General features: G+C 68.2%; 14 protein-coding genes and 4 pseudogenes. 5 read left to right on the top strand and 13 right to left on the bottom strand.

Features of this window, described 5'->3' with window-relative positions; translation table 11 throughout:
• Positions 1 to 100 precede the first annotated feature (100 nt).
• A complete protein-coding gene (locus tag PH203_RS40350; protein ID WP_289926932.1) occupies positions 101 to 1,084 on the top strand; it encodes an expansin EXLX1 family cellulose-binding protein in 984 nt (327 codons plus the stop codon).
• A 39-nt stretch (positions 1,085 to 1,123) separates the two neighbouring features.
• Here PH203_RS40350 and PH203_RS40345 read toward each other — a convergent pair whose 3' ends face one another.
• The 8 genes from PH203_RS40345 to PH203_RS40310 form a co-directional block, all read right to left on the bottom strand.
• Entirely contained in the window at positions 1,124 to 1,330 is a 207-nt protein-coding gene (locus PH203_RS40345; protein WP_289926930.1) for a hypothetical protein, read from the bottom strand.
• 51 nt (positions 1,331 to 1,381) lie between these two features.
• Positions 1,382 to 2,728, bottom strand: coding sequence for a family 43 glycosylhydrolase (locus PH203_RS40340; protein WP_289926929.1), 1,347 nt, complete (start codon positions 2,726 to 2,728; stop codon positions 1,382 to 1,384).
• A gap of 215 nt (positions 2,729 to 2,943) precedes the next feature.
• A complete protein-coding gene (locus PH203_RS40335; RefSeq protein ID WP_289926927.1) occupies positions 2,944 to 5,553 on the bottom strand; it encodes an alpha-L-rhamnosidase in 2,610 nt (869 codons plus the stop codon).
• A complete protein-coding gene (locus PH203_RS40330; RefSeq protein ID WP_289926926.1) occupies positions 5,550 to 6,446 on the bottom strand; it encodes a carbohydrate ABC transporter permease in 897 nt (298 codons plus the stop codon). The genes PH203_RS40335 and PH203_RS40330 overlap by 4 nt, the downstream gene beginning before the upstream one ends.
• Before the next feature lie 6 nt (positions 6,447 to 6,452).
• Positions 6,453 to 7,337 (bottom strand): sugar ABC transporter permease, encoded by an 885-nt coding sequence (locus PH203_RS40325; protein WP_289926924.1) that lies wholly within the window; start codon positions 7,335 to 7,337, stop codon positions 6,453 to 6,455.
• 49 nt (positions 7,338 to 7,386) lie between these two features.
• Positions 7,387 to 8,688 carry an extracellular solute-binding protein gene (locus PH203_RS40320; protein WP_289926922.1) on the bottom strand — a complete coding sequence of 434 codons (1,302 nt, stop codon included), beginning with the start codon at positions 8,686 to 8,688 and terminating at the stop codon, positions 7,387 to 7,389.
• Between the two features lie 301 nt (positions 8,689 to 8,989).
• Positions 8,990 to 9,988: a LacI family DNA-binding transcriptional regulator gene (locus PH203_RS40315; RefSeq protein ID WP_289926920.1), complete on the bottom strand. Its 999-nt coding sequence runs from the start codon at positions 9,986 to 9,988 to the stop codon at positions 8,990 to 8,992.
• A gap of 416 nt (positions 9,989 to 10,404) precedes the next feature.
• Entirely contained in the window at positions 10,405 to 10,710 is a 306-nt protein-coding gene (locus PH203_RS40310; protein ID WP_289926918.1) for a hypothetical protein, read from the bottom strand.
• On the opposite strand from PH203_RS40310, the gene PH203_RS40305 reads away from it, so the two are divergent.
• Positions 10,594 to 10,926: a hypothetical protein gene (locus PH203_RS40305; RefSeq protein ID WP_289927022.1), complete on the top strand. Its 333-nt coding sequence runs from the start codon at positions 10,594 to 10,596 to the stop codon at positions 10,924 to 10,926. The two genes, PH203_RS40310 and PH203_RS40305, sit on opposite strands and share 117 nt — an antisense overlap.
• A 79-nt stretch (positions 10,927 to 11,005) precedes the next feature.
• On the opposite strand, the gene PH203_RS40300 is transcribed toward PH203_RS40305, so the two are convergent.
• The 3 genes from PH203_RS40300 to PH203_RS40290 all read right to left on the bottom strand — a co-directional run bounded on the left by PH203_RS40300 (position 11,006) and on the right by PH203_RS40290 (position 13,895).
• Entirely contained in the window at positions 11,006 to 11,224 is a 219-nt protein-coding gene (locus tag PH203_RS40300; protein ID WP_289926917.1) for a hypothetical protein, read from the bottom strand.
• Positions 11,225 to 11,458: 234 nt separating this feature from the next.
• Entirely contained in the window at positions 11,459 to 12,727 is a 1,269-nt protein-coding gene (locus tag PH203_RS40295; RefSeq protein WP_289926916.1) for an MFS transporter, read from the bottom strand.
• Between the two features lie 52 nt (positions 12,728 to 12,779).
• The gene (locus PH203_RS40290) at positions 12,780 to 13,895 is read right to left on the bottom strand and encodes a DUF5937 family protein (RefSeq protein ID WP_289926913.1); all 1,116 of its coding nucleotides are present in this window, start codon (positions 13,893 to 13,895) and stop codon (positions 12,780 to 12,782) included.
• 291 nt (positions 13,896 to 14,186) lie between these two features.
• On the opposite strand from PH203_RS40290, the pseudogene PH203_RS49790 reads away from it, so the two are divergent.
• Positions 14,187 to 14,492: pseudogene (locus PH203_RS49790) on the top strand (helix-turn-helix domain-containing protein); the annotation flags it as partial.
• Positions 14,493 to 14,682: 190 nt separating this feature from the next.
• Here PH203_RS49790 and PH203_RS40285 read toward each other — a convergent pair.
• Both PH203_RS40285 and PH203_RS40280 read right to left on the bottom strand, forming a co-directional pair.
• Positions 14,683 to 14,816: pseudogene (locus PH203_RS40285) on the bottom strand (IS5/IS1182 family transposase); the annotation flags it as partial.
• A gap of 90 nt (positions 14,817 to 14,906) precedes the next feature.
• Positions 14,907 to 15,092 (bottom strand): annotated as a pseudogene (locus tag PH203_RS40280) (hypothetical protein); the annotation flags it as partial.
• Between the two features lie 201 nt (positions 15,093 to 15,293).
• Between PH203_RS40280 and PH203_RS40275 the strand changes: the two are divergent.
• Together PH203_RS40275 and PH203_RS40270 are read left to right on the top strand one after the other, a co-directional pair.
• Positions 15,294 to 16,778, top strand: coding sequence for an alpha/beta hydrolase (locus tag PH203_RS40275; RefSeq protein ID WP_289926909.1), 1,485 nt, complete (start codon positions 15,294 to 15,296; stop codon positions 16,776 to 16,778).
• A gap of 72 nt (positions 16,779 to 16,850) precedes the next feature.
• Positions 16,851 to 17,026 (top strand): annotated as a pseudogene (locus tag PH203_RS40270) (NADP oxidoreductase); the annotation flags it as partial.
• Between the last annotated feature and the right edge of the window lie 900 nt (positions 17,027 to 17,926).

Raw genomic sequence — 17,926 nt, 5'->3', positions numbered from 1 at the left:
CCGCCCCTGTCGGCCCGCAACAAAATCGTCGGCAACCTTTTCGCCGTGGGCGACCACTGACCTGTGCACCATCGGCTCGATCCGGAACGGACAGGTCATTATGACAACGAGGCAAGCCGCGCGGCAGCGCAGGGCCAGACGCAGACTCATGCTGGGCACCACGGTGGCGGTGGCCGCCGCGGGCGTTCTCGCCTACCTGAGCACGGCGTTGCTCCCCGGCCACAAGGTCGACGCGGGGCCGGCCGCGGCCACCCCCCTCGTGACCTCCCAGCCAAAGGCCGCTGACACGGCCGGCACAGCATCTCCCAGCGCGACGCCCAGCGCGACGCCCAGCCCGTCGTCAAGCCCGTCGTCGAGCCCGAGTGCGAGCGGCTCGGCCAGCCCGAAGGCCACGGCGAGCGCCAAGGCGACGAAGTCCTCGTCCGAGGGCACCCAGAAGACCTCGCGCGGTTCCACCACGCCCCCGTCGGCAGGGCGGATCCGGCCCAACACCTCGTACAAGGGCGTCGCGACCGCCTATGAGGCCGGTGTCGGGGACGGGGCCTGCCTGTTCGGCCCGAGCCCGGACATGATGATCGCGGCGATGAACACCACCGACTACGAGACCTCCAGGGCCTGCGGCGCGTACGTGCTCGTCCGCGCGGCCAACGGCAAGTCGATCACGGTACGGATCACCAACGAGTGCCCGCTGCCCTGCGCACCCGGGCAGATCGACCTCAGCCAGCAGGCCTTCGCCAAGCTCGCCGACCTCAAGGTCGGCCGGCTCTCCATCACCTGGAGCCTGGTGAGCCCCAGCTCCATCGGCACGATGTCGATCCGGTACAAGACCGGATCCAGCGCCTACTGGTGCGGCATCCAGGCCATCGGACACCGCAACCCGGTCGCACGACTGGAAGTGAGCACCGGAAGCGGCTGGCGGTCATTGCCCCGCACCAGCTACAACTACTTCATCTCCGACAACGGCAGTGGTTGCGGCAAGGCGATCAGAGTCACCGACATCTACGGGGAACAGCTGACCATCAGCGGACTCGCGGTGCTGCCGAACGTCGTACAGCCGACGCGCGTCCAGTTCTCCCGGCACTGACCCGTGCAAGTCCCGGTCATGTCCCGCCGGATGGTGTAGTCACGGCAGCCATTTGGATTCCGGTTGCGGGGTGATCTGCGGTTCGGGCGGGGTTGGCTGAGCAATCAGGAATACGGCCATGGACGCTTCGGAGAGGTAGCGGCGGTCGAAGGCCTGCCATTCGTCGTGGAGTTCGGCCAGGCGCAGTCGTTGGAGCGGTAACGGCAGTTGCCGCCCCAACGACCAGGTGGAGTCTGCAAGCAGCATGTATGCCGCCTTGTTCTGACCCTGATGCGGAGACTTCAGCTCGCCGGCATCTCAGACGACCATCCACTGCTGGTTGATGTCACTGGCGACGCAGGTCGACTGGTCCAGGGCGGCGCCGTTGGTGGTCGATGCTCCGGCGACCTCAAGGCACTTGCCACTGTTGACGTTGGAAAAGGTGACGTAGCCGCCGATCACGGCCTGTCTCGTCCACAGCTGGTTCGCTGACGCGGTGCAGGTGGACTGGACGGCGAGCGCGCCGTCCGCGGTGGAGGCTCCGGAGATCTGCAGGCATTTGCCGCTGTTGACGTTGACCAATTCGTAGTTGGAGCCGACGGCGGTAGGCACCCACTGTTGATTGGTTCCGGAGTTGCAGTAGCCGGAGTTGACCGCCGCCCCGTCTGCCGTGCTGAGGTACCAGACGTCGGCGCACTTGGCGCTGTTGCGGTTCATCAGATGGTTGTTCGGAGCGCCGAGTGGACTGGCGATGACGGGCCAGCCGTTCGCGAAGGTCACCTGGCGGATGTCGAGGGTTTCCTGCCCGGAGTTGTCTCCGTCGTAGTAGTGGTAAGCGAGGAACTTGGAGGTGCCGTCGTCGTAGGCATCGGCACCGCCTGCGGCCACCTTGGGGTAGGCGCCGGTCAGGACGGTGGTCCCGCCGCCGGAGGCCATGTCCGTGCCGTTCTGGTCGAGGTAGGGCCCTGTGATGCTGGTGGAGCGGCCGACCACTGTGTAATAGGTGCTGTTCACTCCGCTGCAGCACAGGCCCTTGGAGCCGAAGAGGTAGTAGTAGCCGCCGTTGAGGATGATCGTGGGGTTTTCGATTCCGACGGCGATGTGCCACAGGTTGTTGTCCGTGGTGGACAGCTTGCCGGTGGACTGGTCAAGCACGTGCATGTAGGTGCCGCTGCCGGTCCAGGAGCCCCAGGAGATGTAGAGCCGGCCGTCGGGGCCCCAGTCGACGTTGGGGTCGATCGGGTAGTTGACGTCCGTGACCATGCCCTGATCGGTCCAGGGGCCCTCGATGTTCGTGGCTGTGGCGAGGCCCATGACCGCGTAGTTCGTACCCCAGAGAGAACCGGCGTAGTACAGGTGGTACCTCCCATTGAAGTACTTGATGTCCGGGGCCCAGATGTTCGGCGGGGTCGAGCCGAGCTTGGCGGTGATCCAGGAGGGGGTCGACGACCACACGTTGCCGACCTTGGTCCAGCCGGTGGCCGCCGTGCCGGTACAGGTCTTGCGGATGGTGATGGAACCGCTGGGGTTGAGCGGGTCGTTCTCGAAGCCGGTGGAGAAGCCGTAGTAGCAGCTGCCTGCTTTGATGACGCTCGGGTCGTGCATACGGATGTCGCCGCTGAGGGCTTGCGCCGGCGATGCGGTGACCAGGCCCAGAACGGTCATGAGTGCCACCACTATCGTGGCGAGGACGGGGCGCCCGTGCCCTCTGCGCATTCCTGGGCAGTGCTCTCCTGTGTGATGGTCGGTCACGCGATACTCCTTTGTGTCGCTGTAGTGATGGCACCGACGTGCAGCCTGCGTCTGCGCTTTTGGCACGCGATGGACCGGGTGCACCCCTTTGCCCAAGAGAGCCGGTCCGGTGCAGGCCCGGCTGACACTCACCCGCTGGTGGAGCCGGCCGCCGGTCGCGAAGTTGTGGTGGTTCCGGCCGGCAGGTCGGTCACTCCTCCGTCAGGCCACTCGATGCGCCCGGTCGCGCCGGTGGGCACCGTCGTCTCCACGGTGAGCTCCGTCTCTGCGAGCTCCCATCGGATCGCCACGCGGCCGTACGGCGACTCGTGGGTGGCGCTCGCCCAGGTGATGCCGCCACCAGGCCGTGGACGGAAGACGACCTCGCGATAGCCGGGCGCGCTCGCGTCGAGCCCTGCGACCGTGGTGTGCAGCCACTGGGCGACGGCGCCGAGGGCGTAGTGGTTGAACGAGGTCATCTCGCCCGGGTTGACGGTGCCGTCGGGGAGCATGCTGTCCCAGCGCTCCCAGATGGTGGTGGCGTCGTGCTTGAGCGCGTAGAGCCATGAGGGGCACTCCTGCTGGAGGAGCATGGCGTACGCGCTGTCCTGGTGACCGGTCGCGCTCAGCGCGGGTGCCACCAACGGGGTTCCGACAAAACCGGTCTGGATGGTGTGCCCGCCTGCGGCGACCAGTTCGGCCAGACGTCGACCGGCAAAGTCCCGGGCCTCCGCATCCGGAAGGAGGTCGAACTGGAGGGCGACGGCATAAGCGGTCTGCGTATCGCTGGTCATCAGGCCGCCGGGGCGGACGTACGCGTCGGCGAAGGCCTGCCGGACACGATCCGCGAGCTCCTCGTAGCGGCGGCGTTCGTCCTCACGCCCCAGGACACCGGCCATCCAGGCAACATGCCGCAGCGACCACGCGTAGTACGCCGTGGCGATGAGGTGCCGGTCGGTGCGCCCGGCGCCGGGGTCGTCCGGGGGCGCGAACGGGTCGAGCCAGTCGCCGAGTTGGTACCCGTGGCTCCACAGGCCCGACTCGTCGGCGAGGCCGGTGACGAGGTCGACCCATCGCCGTGCACTGTCGTACTGGGCGGCGAGGAGACCTGTGTCGCCGCAAGCCCGGTACAGGTCCCACGGGGTGAGTGCCACGACGTCGCCCCAGCCGGCGCCAGGCCGGGCCGGCGTCCACTGCTCGCCGCCCGGTATCTCGGGCACGTACCAGGGGACGATCCCGTCGTCGTGCTGTTCCACGGCGACGTCGCGCAGCCAGGAAGTGAGCATGCCGTGGCAGTCGTACAGGAACGCCGCGGTGGGGGCGAAGATCTGGATGTCGCCGGTCCAACCAAGCCGCTCGTCACGCTGCGGGCAGTCGGTGGGGATGTCCACGAAGTTGCCGCGCAGGCTCCACACCACGTTCTGGTGCAGGCGGTTGACCTGGTCGTTGGAGCACTCGAACCAGCCGGTCCGGGCCATGTCGGTGTGATACACGCGGGCGACGATGGCGCGCCCCGGGAAACCGCCTCCGCGCCAGCCGGTGATCTCCGCGTACCGGAATCCGTGGAGGGTGAAACGCGGCTCCCAGGTCTCGGGGCCGCCGCCACGCAGGGTGTACCGGTCGGTGGACGCGGCACCGCGGAGGGGGCGGACGCACAGTTCGCCGTCCTGGAGCACTTCTGCGTGGCGGATGACGAGCGTGTGCCCCGCCGGGCCGGAGACCGTGACGCGGACCCGGCCGACGAGATTCTGCCCGAAGTCCACCAGGAGCCGGTCGGCGTCCAGGGCGGTCACCAGCACCGGCGCGATCTCCTCGGTGCAGCGCACCGGCGGGCCGGTGGGCGCGACGAGGGTCGCCGGGGCCCGCGGGACGACGTCCACCGGCGACCAGTCGCCGTCGTCGAATCCAGGCCTCGACCAGCCGGGCCGTTCTTGCCGGGCGTCGAACGCTTCGCCGTCGAGCAGTCCGGAGGAGAGGATCGGTCCCCGGCCGGCCCGCCAGGACGTGTCGGTTCCGACGACGGTGACAGTCCCGTCGCGGTGGACGACTTCCAATTGGGCGAGGAGCGCGACCCGGTCGCCGTAGAGGTCGGCGTGGCCGCCGCCGAAGCCGAGGCGTCCCCGGTACCAGCCGTCGGCCAGCCAGGCTCCGATGGCGTTGGCCCCGGCGTGCAGGTGGTCGGTGACGTCGTGGGTCTGGTAGCGCAGCCGGTGGTGGTAGCTGGTCCATCCGGGTGCGAGCGCGTGGTCGCCGACCCGGCGGCCGTTGATCTCGATCTCGTACAGGCCGTGGGCGGTGACGTACAGACGGGCGCGCACCACGTCCGCGCCGATGGTGAACTCCTTGCGCAGCAGGGGTGGACGGCGCTCTGCGCCCGACGGCTGCGATCCGTGCGGGTCGTGCGGCGCGATAGCGCGGGCCGTCCAGTCCGTTGGGGCGAGCAGTCCCGTCTCGATGGAGAGGAGCGGGCTCCACTCGCTGGTGACCTGGTCGGCTCCCCGCACCCGCACCCGTATCTCGCAAGCCTCCCGGGATGTCAGTGGATGCAGCGGCCAGGGGACGAGTACGGAGTCCTGGGAGGTCACCCAGTCCGAGCGGTGCGTCCCGTCGGAGCGGGTGGCTTCAATCTGGTAGGCGTGCTGTGTCCAGCCGGTGGCCGCTGTGGTCTTCCACGAGATCCGGGGTGCGGCTTCACCGATGCCGAAGGGTTCTCGATGGTGCTCCGCCGTCGGATCGGCCACCGTCGGTATCCGGGTCATCCCTTCACCGCCCCGGCGGTCAGGCCCTTGATGATGCGCTGGTTGATCAGCAGGTACAGCACCAGAGCGCCAACGACGTTAATGCTGATCGCGGCGAACAGCGGTCCGTAGGCCGTCTCCCCGTACTGGCCGGTGAAGTTGAGCAACCCCACCTGAATGGTCCGAAGGTCGTCATCCGTGGTGAAGGTCAGCGAAACGAGCAGGTCGTTCCAGATGAAGAAGAACTGCACCAGCGCGACCGTGAGGACCGCGTTGCGCACGACCGGGAACCCGATCCGCCAGAAGGCCGTGAGCATGCCGGCCCCGTCGAGGGTGGCGGCCTCGAACAACTCGCGCGGCACCGCCCGGAAGTAGGTGGCCATCATGAAGACGGTGAGGGGCAGGCCGACCGCGGTGTAGGTGATGATCAGCGGCCAGATCGTTCCGGACAGCCCGGACTGGAAGTACCCCCGGAACAGGGGCAGCAGGATCATCTGGCTCGGCACCATGATCCCCACCAGGAAGACCAGGAGGACCTGGTGGCGGCCACGCCAGATCATGACTTCCAGCGCGAAGCCCGCTGCGGTGCCGAGCACGATGATGAGCGCCAGGGAAGGGGCGGTGGCCAGGAGGCTGTTGCGGATGTACAAGCCGACGTGGCCGGTCGTCCAGGCGTCGGCGTAGTTGTGCAGGTCCCACTTCTCCGGCAGGGCCCAGGCGGGGTCGTTGACGAACTCCGACTGGGTCTTGAAGGAGCTGAGCAACAACCACGCCAGAGGCGCCAGCTCGATGACGACCAGCAGGGCGACGAGCAGGTTGCGGATCAGCCGCCGGGCATACCGGGGCTTTCGAACGGTGGCCGACGGCGGGCTGGGCAGGAGTTTCCGCGGCGGTGCCGTCATGGTGTCGGTCATGGAGGTTCAGCCCTTGGTCAGGTCGCGGCGCGAGAAGCGGAAGATGACGAGGGTGACGCCGAGGCAGACGACGGTGAGCAGCGAGGCGATGGTGCTGCCGTAGCCGTAGTCACCGTAGGAGAACGCGGTACGGAACATGTAGAGCGTCAGCGGCGTCGTGTCGCTGCCCGGTCCGCCGTTGGTCAGGGCGAGAACCGAGTCGAACACCTTGAGCGTGCCGTTGACGCTGAACACGACCGACGACAGCAGCACCGGCGCGGAGAGTGGGAGCACGATGTGCCGGATCAGCCGCCAACCGGTGGCGCCGTCCAGCCGAGCCGACTCGATCGTCTCGTCGGGGATGTCGACCAGTCCGGCGAAGATCAGGACGCCGTAGAAGCCCATGGAGCGCCATACGTCCATCACGACGAGGACGACGAAGGAGCCGCCGGCGCTCGCGAACCAGTCCCCGTGGTGCAGGCCGAGCGCCTCGATGGTGGCGTTGGCGAGGCCGTTCTGCGGTGCGACGGCGAACAGCTTCTGGAACATCAGGGCCACGGCGACCGTCGGCAGGATGACCGGGAAGAACACCAGCGTGCGCACCAAGGCGGAGGACCTGCGCAGGACGAACACGTAGAGCAGTGCGAGCAGGTATCCGCAGAGAACCTGCCCGATGCTGACGGCGATCGCGTACTTGAAGGTGAACCACAGGGCCGAGTGCGCCTGCGGGTCGTGCCACAGCTTCTCGAAGTTGCCGAACCCCCCGAAGGTGAAGCCTTCGATGACGTTGCCCTTGAAGAGGGTGTAGCCGAGGGACCAGCCCATCGGCACCAGCATCACCAGTGTGTACACCAGAAGTGCCGGGCCCAGCAGGACGGCAATGGCACGGCGGTCTCCCAGAACTGAACGCATGACGGCTCTCTCACGAAGGGTTCGGTGCGGATGGCGGCGGCGCGCGGGCTCAGCCGTTGTCGAGGTCGGTCTGGATCTTCTGCATAAAGTCCTTGGCCGAGAGGGAGCCGGTGACGAGGGGCGCGGCGTTGGTCTGGCTGGTCTCCGTGGCCTTCGTGTTGAACAGTGCCTCGAACCACAGGGTGCTGGTCTTGGTGTTGCTGATGGTGTCCTGGACCGTCTTAGTGAGCGGCGGAAGGGTGCCGGTGTCGCCGTGGGGCTTGAACCCGGAGACCGTGCCCTGGTCCTTCAGGGAGGCGGCGCCGTAGTTCTTGGTGATGCAGGACAGCCAGTCACCGACCTTGGCGTCGTAGGACTTGGCGGATACGGCCACGGGGAGACCGACGTTGGCCGGGATCTGGTCCGCGCTTCCCTTGCCCCCGGCGACGGTCGGGAACGGCATGAAGCCGACGTTGTCCGCACCGATCTTGTTCTTGGTCTTGTCGTTGAAGTCGCCGAGCGCCCAACTACCCATGTAGAACATGGCGGCCTTGCCAGTGAGGAACTGCTGGGTCGCGGTGTCGTAGTCGATCGAACCGACGCCCTTGCCGAAGTAGCCGGCTTCACCCAGGTCGGCGATGGCCTGCGCGGCCTTCACGTAGGGAGGGTCGGTCAGTTTGGCCTTGCCGTCCGCCACCGCCTGCAGGGCGTCCGGGCCCAGTTCACGGTAGAGGTAGCCGCTGATGAGGCGGGTCAGGGGCCAGCCGTCCTTGCCGTCCGCGGCGAACGGGGTGATGCCGGCGTCCTTGAACTTGGCTGCCGCGGCAACCAGTTGGGCGTAGGTCTTCGGGGTGGTGACGCGCTGGTCAGCGAAGAGCTTCTTGTTGTACCAGATGCCCTCGATGTTGAACTGGTAGGGCATGACGTTGAACTTGCCGTACAGGTTCTCCACGGTCTTGATCGCCGCGGGCTGGAGGTCGTCCCACACGCCGAGGTCCTTGAGCGTCTTCTCCAGGTCCAGAACCTGGCCGGCCTTGTCCAGGGTCTTGGTGAGCTGCGGGGTGCCGCCTGCCGCGAACTGCACCGGCAGGGCGTTCTGCCCAGCGAGCAGCTGGACCTTCTGGTCGACGTTGCCGATCGGGAGCGTCTGGATCTTCAGTGGCAGCGCCTTGTTCTGGGCCGCGCACGCGCCCTTGCTCAGGGCGGTGAGCTCCTCCTGCACGATGTGGTTGTCGTCGTTGATGGTCAGGCTGAACGCCTTGGCGTTGCCGCCCCCGGCTGCGCCCCCGCCGCCGCAGGCGCTCAGGAGCAGGCTCGAGGTGGCGACAGTCGCCAGGAGGGCGATACGGCGGGTTCTGAGGATCTTGTGCACAGGTGCTCCTCGGCGCACAGGGCGTTGAAACGCTTCAATAGGGAGTTGCCGGGAACCTACGACCCCCCTCTCCATGTGTCAAGGAGCTGTCATGGATGTTTCCGAACCGTGTTTGAGCGTTCCGGAAGGCTCACCTGGAGGCAGCGCTCCTGGTGCGAGACGAGAAACAGCCAGCTAGCGCAGGGTTTCGATGCATAAGGCCGTGTGAAGGAGGCGGATCCGGAAGACCCCGGAACCAGAGGTACACAGAAGGCCACGGCGACCGGCGGGCATGCGGGGCCCTCCGGCGAGCAGGGCTGGATCAGAGCGGCGCGCTGGCGCGGACGATCAGCTCTGGCTCCAGCACGACAGTGACATGACGGTGCTGTCCGCCCGCGGACACCTCGTCCATGAGCAGCCGGATCGCCTCCTGACCCATCATCCGGCCCGGCATGTCCACCGCGGTCAGCGGCACGGCCCCGGCGGCGGCTGCGCGGTTGTTCTCGCAGCCGACAACCGCGACCTGCTCGGGCACCCGGATCCCGGCCACGGTGTGCAATTCATGGATGATGGCATTGGCCAGCTCGTCGGTGACGACGATCAGGCCGTCCGGCAGATCACCGGAGGTCCGCCGGACGAGTTCCCGACCTACCACATGTCCGTGCGAGGCAGTCAGGCCGACGCTGTCGATCTCCTCCAGGGTGACGCCGCCACCCGCCTCCTCGACCGCCGCACGCACTCCCCGGCGCCGGTCACGTACGGGCTGGTATTCGTCGTGTGCGACCACATAGGCCAGCCGGGTGCGGCCGGTGTCGATGAGATGGCGAGCCGCCAGATATCCCACATGCTCGTTGTTGACCAGCACGGAGCAGCAGGTACCCGGCTTGGGAGCATAGTTGAGCAATACAACTTGGCGCCCGTGTGAACGGATCCGGGCAATGCCTGCCGTGGAGTCCTCCATCGGAGCCAGCAGCACGCCGGTGACCCTGGACTCGTCGAACAGATCCAGGTAGTCGTCCTGAAGTTTCATGTCGCATGCCGTGTTGGCCAGCAGCAGGTGCTGACCGGCTGCGCGGGCGGCCTCCTGCGAGCCGTGCGCCATATCGATGAACAGTGAGTTCTCGATATCGGCGAGGACCATGCCGACAGTATTGGTCGAGCCGGACACCAACGACCGGGCAGCGTCGTTACGCACGAATCCTAGCCGGCTGATCGCTTCCCGGACACGCTCCGCCGTCGCCGGGCTCACCTTCGCCGGATGGTTCAGCACGTTGGAGACGGTTCCCAGCGATACCCCTGCGGCATCGGCAACGTCCTGCATGCTCGGGCCGGCATGCCCCTGTACTGCTCGCGGACGGGCGGTTGCCACAGCGCTCCTCGACCTCGGTTTCGTTCCGTCCCGGGACCGCACAGCCCCCAGCGATCAGGCCGTCGCGGACAATCGGCAGAATACATGACGCGCGTTGAAGCGCTCCAAGATCGACACGAGTTCACTCCCCCGAGCGCGAAGCGCCGCAACGTGTAGCAGCTGGCCACAACCTAATGCGAGCATGCGTTCAAGCAGGCCACCCCCTCGGATACAGGCAATCGATGACGATGGCCGGGCCAGAGGCAAGGGCGGAAGGAAGCACAGATCGCCGCTCTGTCCTTGACTGCTCACCAGAAGAGTGCAACGCTCTCGGCACCGACCTGATTGAAGCGCATCAATTCTGGATCTTGCGCGTGTGGCACTGCCCCTCAGACGCCACGCCGCCCGGTAACTTGCACCGTGCATCGCTTCTGACCTGCGTCTATTTGTACCCACCCCTGGTCACGGCCGTACTGCCGCGTTGGGCTGGATCCCGGCCTGCCTGGCGGGAGGGCTCGGGTGCGGCCGGGGCTTGTCAGACGGCGGCGCGACCGCCGTCGACGGGGAGGGATGGCGCCGTGGACGAAGCTGGCGGCATCCGTGGCGAGGTAGGCGACGGCCGAAGCGATCTCGTCCGCGGTACCGGGGCGGCCGGCCGGACCGACAGCGGCCAGCGCCTTGAGTTCCTCTTCCATTCCAGCGGTGCCCTCGGTGCGTGTCGGGCCGGGCTGACGGCGTTGACCCGTACGCCGCACGGTCCGTACACAGCGGCCCAGGCCTTGGTCAGCAAGGTGAGAGCGTGCCCCGCGGTCTGGCCGACCGGCGGTCGCCAGTCACTGACCGGCGGCCTCACCAACCCGCTGCCCGACCTGCTGAGCACGGGTCGGCAGGGCTGGGGCCCCAGGGACTGAAAACGGGGCGTGCCCCCCGCCCCCGGTCGGAATGCGGGAGGGAGCTGACGCGCAATGCTTCCCGCCCGGCGCCCCCGGCTCAGTCGACGGGAGTGCCGGGCGGGGTCAGGCGTAGCAAAGCCGCCCCGCAGACGGGCAGTTCGACACTCAGTTCAGTTCTGTCGTGCGGAATGCCTGTCGTCCACACCTCCCGCACCCGGTCGCCGGTGACCGCACCGATCGAGCCGCGAGGTACGGCCACCCCGCTCGGGGTGTCGGCCAGGGTGAACACCGCCGCGTAACGGGTACGGCCGTCCACAGGATCAGGTTCCGCTCGCGCAGGGCCTCGCGGTTGTCCCTGCTGTGCCAGAGAAGCCCAGCGCCTCGTCGTTGGTAAGGAGGTCGACGGTCTCCCGAGGGCTGGTGGGCAGGTCACCGCCCATCATCAGCGGCGAACGCGAGATCAGCCACAGGGTGAGGTCTGGGCCACGCAGCGCAGTCTCCAGACGGGACGCTCAGCAACGTAGCGGCACAGCAGCATCTGCACGCGTCGTCACTCCGGTTTGGCCGTGATCACCGCTGTCTCTTCCGGCGCCGCGACGCTTGGCGTGCCGTCGGCCGTGACGACGGGCTCCCGACCGGGCTGCCGTGCGCCGACGCATGCGAGGGCGAGCGTGGCGGTCACGGCCAGGACGACAACGGCGGCTCCCGAGAGCAGGAAGGCGTTCTCGACTCCGGCGAAGGATATGGCGGTCGAGGCCACGAAGGGGGAGATCGCCAGGGCTCCAGCCACTCCGGCTTCCCACAGGCCCAGCGCTTTCGCCAGATGATGGCTCGGTATGCGCTGCTGCACCAGTGCGATCAAGGGAATGTCCGTGAGGGCGGAGGCCAGCCCCGTGGCGCTCAGGAGGACCGCCGCCACGGTCGTTGAGGCGACCGATCCCAGCGGAGCCCGGAAGATCCCGAGCAGGGCCCACGCCAGCACCGCGGCCAGTGCGAGTCTGCGGATGCGCAGGCCGGCCAGCAGCAGGGCGCCCACCACTTCGGCGACTCCGGCGACGCCGAGCAGCAGGCCGTACTGACCCCCCTGCCCCACGACCGCGACCAGCCCGACGGTCAGGAAACCGTTGGTGAGGGCGAGGGCAAGCACGAAGGTCACGATGACCACGAGTACATCGGGAGCGGCCCGCACGGCCCTGAGCCCGGCGCCGAGATCGGACCACAGCCCCGTCTGACCGCTGGTCGGGGCGGAGCGGGACACGCGGATGGCGGCCACGGCTGCCGCCGAGCCCAAGAAGGTGAGTCCGTTCACTACCAGCGCCGACTGCAGTGAACCGAAGGCCAGCAGCGGCGCGAGCACGAGCGGGCCGACGAAGAAGGCGGCCCGGAAGGCGACTTGCAGCAGTCCGTTGGCCTGCTGGAGGCGGTCGTCCGGCACGATCTGCGTGACGATGGCGTTGCGGGCCGGGGCGAACGGGGCGCCGATCAGCGCCAGCAGCGCCGTGGTCGCCACGAGCAGGGGCAGGTTCAGCAGGTTGAGGGAGAGCAGGACCGACGCCACGGCCACCACGGCGACCCGGGCCAGGTCGGTGGCGATCATCAGCTTCCGGCGGTCGCGGCGGTCGGCGTACGAGGCGGCGACGAAGGTGGCCACGAACGCGGGCGCGAACGCGGAGAAGCTCACCACAGCAACGGCCGTGGGGTCCTTCGTCAGTGACCAGGCCAGCCAGGCGGTCGCGGCGGTGTACAGGCCGTCGCCGAAGCGTGAGATGCCCTGGCCGGCGAAGAGAAGCAGGAAGTTGCGGTCCCTCAGCAGTGACATGCGGCCACTGTGGGATCCCGTCTTAGGTCTGATCCACTTATTAGGCAGATGGCTAATCAGTCGCCTCGCCGTCGCCGTGCAGGAAGCTTTCCAGGCTGGGGGTCAGGCCCGCCACCTGTCCGGGCGCAAGCCGGTACAGGACGTAATAGCCCTCGCGGCGGCGCTCCAGCAGGCCCGCGTCCGTCAAGACACGCAGGTGCTTGGACAGGGCGGCCTCGCTGACGCCGACGAGCGGGGCCAACTCCTGCGTGCTGCGAGGGCGTTCGGCGAGCAGTCGCAGGGCGCGCAGCCGGGTGTCGTCGGCGAGCGCGCGGAGTGTGCCGACGAGCCTGGTCGGCGGAATCCTCGGGCGGGCTTCCCGGACGATCGAGGAGACGGGGAAGACGAGCCCGAGGGGCCACGGACCGTCGCAGTTGACGCGTACGTGCGGCCACACATAGGCGCTGGGGGCGAGGACGAGTGTGTCGTCCGGGCCGATGGCGACCTCGTGGTCGTGCGGCCGCTCCAGCCAGAAGCGTTCGGCCTGCCGGTCGCTGCGCACCTCCGGCCACAGGCCACGGAGCATCCCGTACAGGCCGCGCTGCTCGATCTGGTGTCCGGCCTCGCTGACGCCGGCGGCGAGTTCGGGTTCGAGCCGTCCCCATTCCTCCTCGAACGCCTCCCGCCAGTAGCGCTCCAGCATGCTCAAGAACCGTTCGAGCAACGCGCGAGGGTCGTCGAGGAGCATCGCAGCCATCGCTTCGTCGCTTTCCCGTACGAGGCGCTCCCGCAACAGGCCGCGTACCTCCGGTGCGTCCAGCACGTGCGGATCCCTGCCCTCGCCGCTGCCCGGCCAGGGCGTGAGCAGGGGGACGGCGAACTCCAGGCGGATCAGCTCCGGATCCGCCCCGCGCAAGCCGGCCAGTTCGTCTTCGAAGTCCGCCAGTCCGCCGGTCGGCTGCGGAAAGAGGAACTCGGGGAAGTACGAGCGCACCGCGTAGGAGAACGCCTCGATCTCCCGCTTCAGCGCCGGGGACAGCTTGCGCATCGCACGCACCCAGCCGTGCTGGACGGGGTGGTGCTTGGGCTCCACCAGCACATGGAGACTCAGTACGGCTTCCATCGCCGGCGAGTAGGCGAACCCCACCCGCTCAGCACCGTCGGCCGGGACCCGGAACACGATCGTCATGACCCGTCATCCTTGCCGCACGGCGTCCACGACGGGAGCCGCGCCGCGCCGCCGGACGCCTTCTGCACCGCTGACCTGCGCGCGCCGGGCGGCCCGGCGGCGAGTGAGAATCGCCGCATGGACGTCCGCCAGCTTGAGTACTTCCTCGTTCTCGGCCCTCGGCCTACCCCGATTTCGTGAGCGTGTGCAGGACGGCGGCGAAAGAGTACGGTCGCCAGTCTCTGAGAAGTGACCCTCAGCCAAGTTCTTGGGTCCTAAACGCTTGCCGCAACATTCCTTGATCATTGTGGAGTGTTGGTGGCGAGGCGGGGACGCAAACGCAGACTGGAGCTCGAGGCCGAGTACTGGCGCCTTCTGGCGTCCGGGGTGGGCAGCGTAGAGGCATGCAGGCAACTCGGGATCGGGCGTAAGACGGGCTACCGGTGGCGGAGGGAGAACGGTGGTCTGCAACCGGACTATCTCCCGGGAGCCTCGCGTTCGGGCCGGTACTTGTCGCTGTTGGAGCGTCGAAGGACCGCCTCGTTGCGTGGTCGCGGCCTGAGGATCCGGGAGATAGCCGGCCTGCTCGGGCGGGCACCGTCGACGGTCAGCCGGGAGCTGCGGCGCAACAGCCGCCCGCGCGACTACGGCAGATACGACGCCGACCTGGTCCACCACCGCGGCCGCGAGCGCGCCGGACGTCCCAGACGTTCCAAGCTGTCCGCGGACCCCGAGCTCAAGGCCGAGGTGCAGTCCAAGCTCGACCTGGAGTGGAGCCCGGAGCAGATCGCCGCCCATCTCAAGACACGCCGGCCCGTGCAGCGTGGCGACGGCCCTCGATCCCGGCCTGCCACAGCACCGCCAACTCCTCGACCAGGCACGCAAGATGGCGCGGGGAGATCCCGTGAACAGCCGATGCGCCAGCACTGCTCGATTGACCATGATCGCCATAACCGGATCATGCCATCGGCCAGGCACGACACCTCACCATCTATCACGCACCAACTCGTTAGGGCGCGTATCGCGTCGTGATCAATGGGCGGTCGGGGTGAGGATCTTGGTCCAGATCATCAAGGCGCGTAGGAGCAGGCCGGCGAGGTAGCTGCCTGGCGTCTTGCCGTAGCGGGGTTGCGATGCCGCGGCCTTGAGCTTGTTGATCAGCATATCGACGGTGCTTCCCTCCTAGTGGAGGTCGGTGTCGTGGCTCACGTGCCGACCGAAACTGCGACGAAGTCCCTTCCCTGACCCGACCCTGACGTTTTTCGCCCTGGGCCCCGCTCACCCCTGAGCAGTCCCTGACCCAACCCGGAATAGCCCCTGGCAAGGGCACCACATGGCCGCCAGTGCACCTAACGTGACGACGGTGCCCCGGGCCCGGTCCGCACGCCGACACAACCGTTCTCTTCACGAGGAGGATCCATGGCGTTAAGGGATAGACCCACACTGCGGCGCATCGCCGCGTGGAGCACGGCCATGGTGGTGGGAGGCATCATGGCCGTCACCACCGGCTTCGCCGCCGCTCCCGCGGTCCACGCGTCGCCGTCGGCCACCGGGGCCCTGCGGTGGACGCCGTGTGACGACCCGGAGAAGCCGGGAGCCGAGTGCGCCACTCTTTCGGTGCCGGTCGACTGGGCCCACCCGGACGGGCCGAGGCTCGACCTGGCCGTGGCCCGCCGCAAGGCCACCGACCCCGGCGCACGCGTCGGCTCGATGGTGTTCGGCCCCGGCGGGCCGGGCGACTCGGGTGTGGAGATGGTGGTGCGCCGTATCAGCCGGTTCAGCCCCGAGGTCCGCCGCAGCTTCGACATCGTCAGCTTCGACCCGCGCGGCGTGGGCGGCAGCAACCCCGTGACCTGCTCCGGCGACCTGCTTGCCGAGCGGCCGTCACCGGAGCTGAAGAGCCAGGCGGACTTCGACGCCACCATGGCCTACAACAGGCGGCTCCGTGCCGACTGCCGGGCCCGTACCGGCCCGGTGTTCGACCACCTTGACACCGCCCAGACGGTCCGGGACTTGGACGCCCTCCGGGCCGCCCTCGGCGAGCGGAAACTGACCTTCCACGGCAGCTCGTACGGCACGCTGCTCGGGGCGCAGTACGCCGAGACCTACCCGCGTCGCGTGCGCGCGATGGTGCTGGAGAGCGTCATAGACCACAGCGTCCCGACCACCCGAGACTTCCTCCAGGCCGAGGCGGCCACGGCAGAGGATTCATTCCGGGAGTTCGTGAAGTGGTGCAACGGTGCCTCAGGCTGCGCGCTGCACGGCCGCGACGTCGGCGCCGTCTGGCAGAGCCTGTTGGCCCGGGCCGGGCGCGGCGAGCTGGAGGACCCGACGAAGCCGGGTACCTCGCTGTCGACTTCGGACCTGGTGAACAAGATCGCGTTCCGGAAGTTCTACGGGGCCGACTACGCAGGCCTGGCCACGACGATCGCGGGGATGGACGTGAGCAAGCCACTGCCCGCGTCGCCCACCTCGATAGCACCGCTGCCTTTGGCCACCCCGGTCTTCTGCTCGGACTGGCACCTGCCGGTGCGCGACTACCGGGAGTACGCCTTGCTCGTCGCCATGATGAACAGGACCGCGCCTGACCTGCCTTACCTGCTGCCGATCCACATGGCAGCGGCGTGTCTGGGCGCGCCGACTGCCAACCCGCAGCACCGCCTGGATGCACACGGTGCCCCGCCGATCCTGGTCTCCAACGCGCTGCATGACCCCGCCACCGGCTACCCGTGGGCGGTCTCGGTGGCCCGGCAGCTCGGCCGCAGCGGTGTGCTCCTCACCTATGAGGGCCACGGCCACGGCAGCGTCACCAGCGGCCCGTGTATGGAGAACGCCGTGGACAGCTACCTCACCGACCTGGCAGTCCCACCCCGGGGCACCCGCTGCCCCGCCGTGCCGTCCTGACCGCTTGCCGACCCGGATCCGCCTTGGGGCGGAGGCGGTAGGAAGACGATCGTGACGCGCAGGCAACTCACCGACGACCTGGAAGCCCTGGCACGCGTGCGTGAGTTGGTGGGGTGTGAGCCCGTTTTCTGGCGGTGGTCTCGAACGAGCGGGACTGCTGGAGGTGACCGCCGCCGCTGTTTGTCGGGTTCTGGGTCGGAGAGGGGGCAGATGTCCAGGCGATCGCCCCTCCGCTCGCCTATGCGGCCGTTGACCGAGTCGCCGGCAAGGACAGGGTGGTGAGGTTGTCGCCTGATCTCCAGCGGCGGCTACCTGGTGTGCGCAGGCAGCTCGGATACTGCCGGGGACGCCCTCCCGCCCCTCCGCCGTCTCGACCCGGTCACGCTCGAGCCGCGAAGGACCGTCGCCGACGCCCCGGGCCTGAAGCCCGAACGCGGTGTGATCTCGTTGGACGGTGTGCTGGTGCTGTTCGACACCCCGGAGGACCCGGGCACCGGTACCTGGAACGCCTACGATCTCAACCACCCCCGCAGGCTGTGGAGCTGCGACACCGCCACGGAGGAAGCCGAGCTGACCGGTGGGCGGTTCGTGACCTTCACCCCGGGAACAACGGCATCAGGGGACGCGTGCTCACGGTCGACCTGCACGCCGGCCCGGACGCAACCGGAGCCGCCGTGCCGCGCATGTCGCCGCCGTACCCACACTCCAGGGGCGGCGAACACCCCGCGCTCATCGCGCCCGAAGACCGCTCTGGCCATGCCGTCGTCGAGCCGAGGACCCATCACGCCCTGCGCTCGATCCCGCTTCCTTGACCTGCCCGTTGTGCCCGTCCCAAGCCATGCCGCGGACCGCTCAGGAGCCGGAGCATGGATCTGTCTGTGCCGCCGCCCGTGAACCCCGTACTCGCCAAGTCCCTGGAACAAATGCCGCAGGGCATGCACTGCGAGCCGAAGCGGGACCGGTTTCGGGCGATTGTGCTCCACGACGGGGACGCGTTCGAACTCGACAGTCGTACGGGCAAGCCGCTGAGCAGATACTTCTTGCGGGGGCGCGAGAATAGCCCCGTTCGTGAGGGTGATCGTGACGCCGGGAGCGGTCGCCCACATGCCCGTGGCGGTTGAGACGGCCTCGAACCACGCGAGGTCATT

This window comes from Streptomyces sp. S.PB5 (genome assembly GCF_030403745.1).
In the GTDB taxonomy this organism is placed as follows: Bacteria; Actinomycetota; Actinomycetes; order Streptomycetales; family Streptomycetaceae; genus Streptomyces.
The sequence above is the reverse complement of the archived record's forward strand: the minus strand, read 5'-3'. Positions and strand labels throughout refer to the sequence as shown.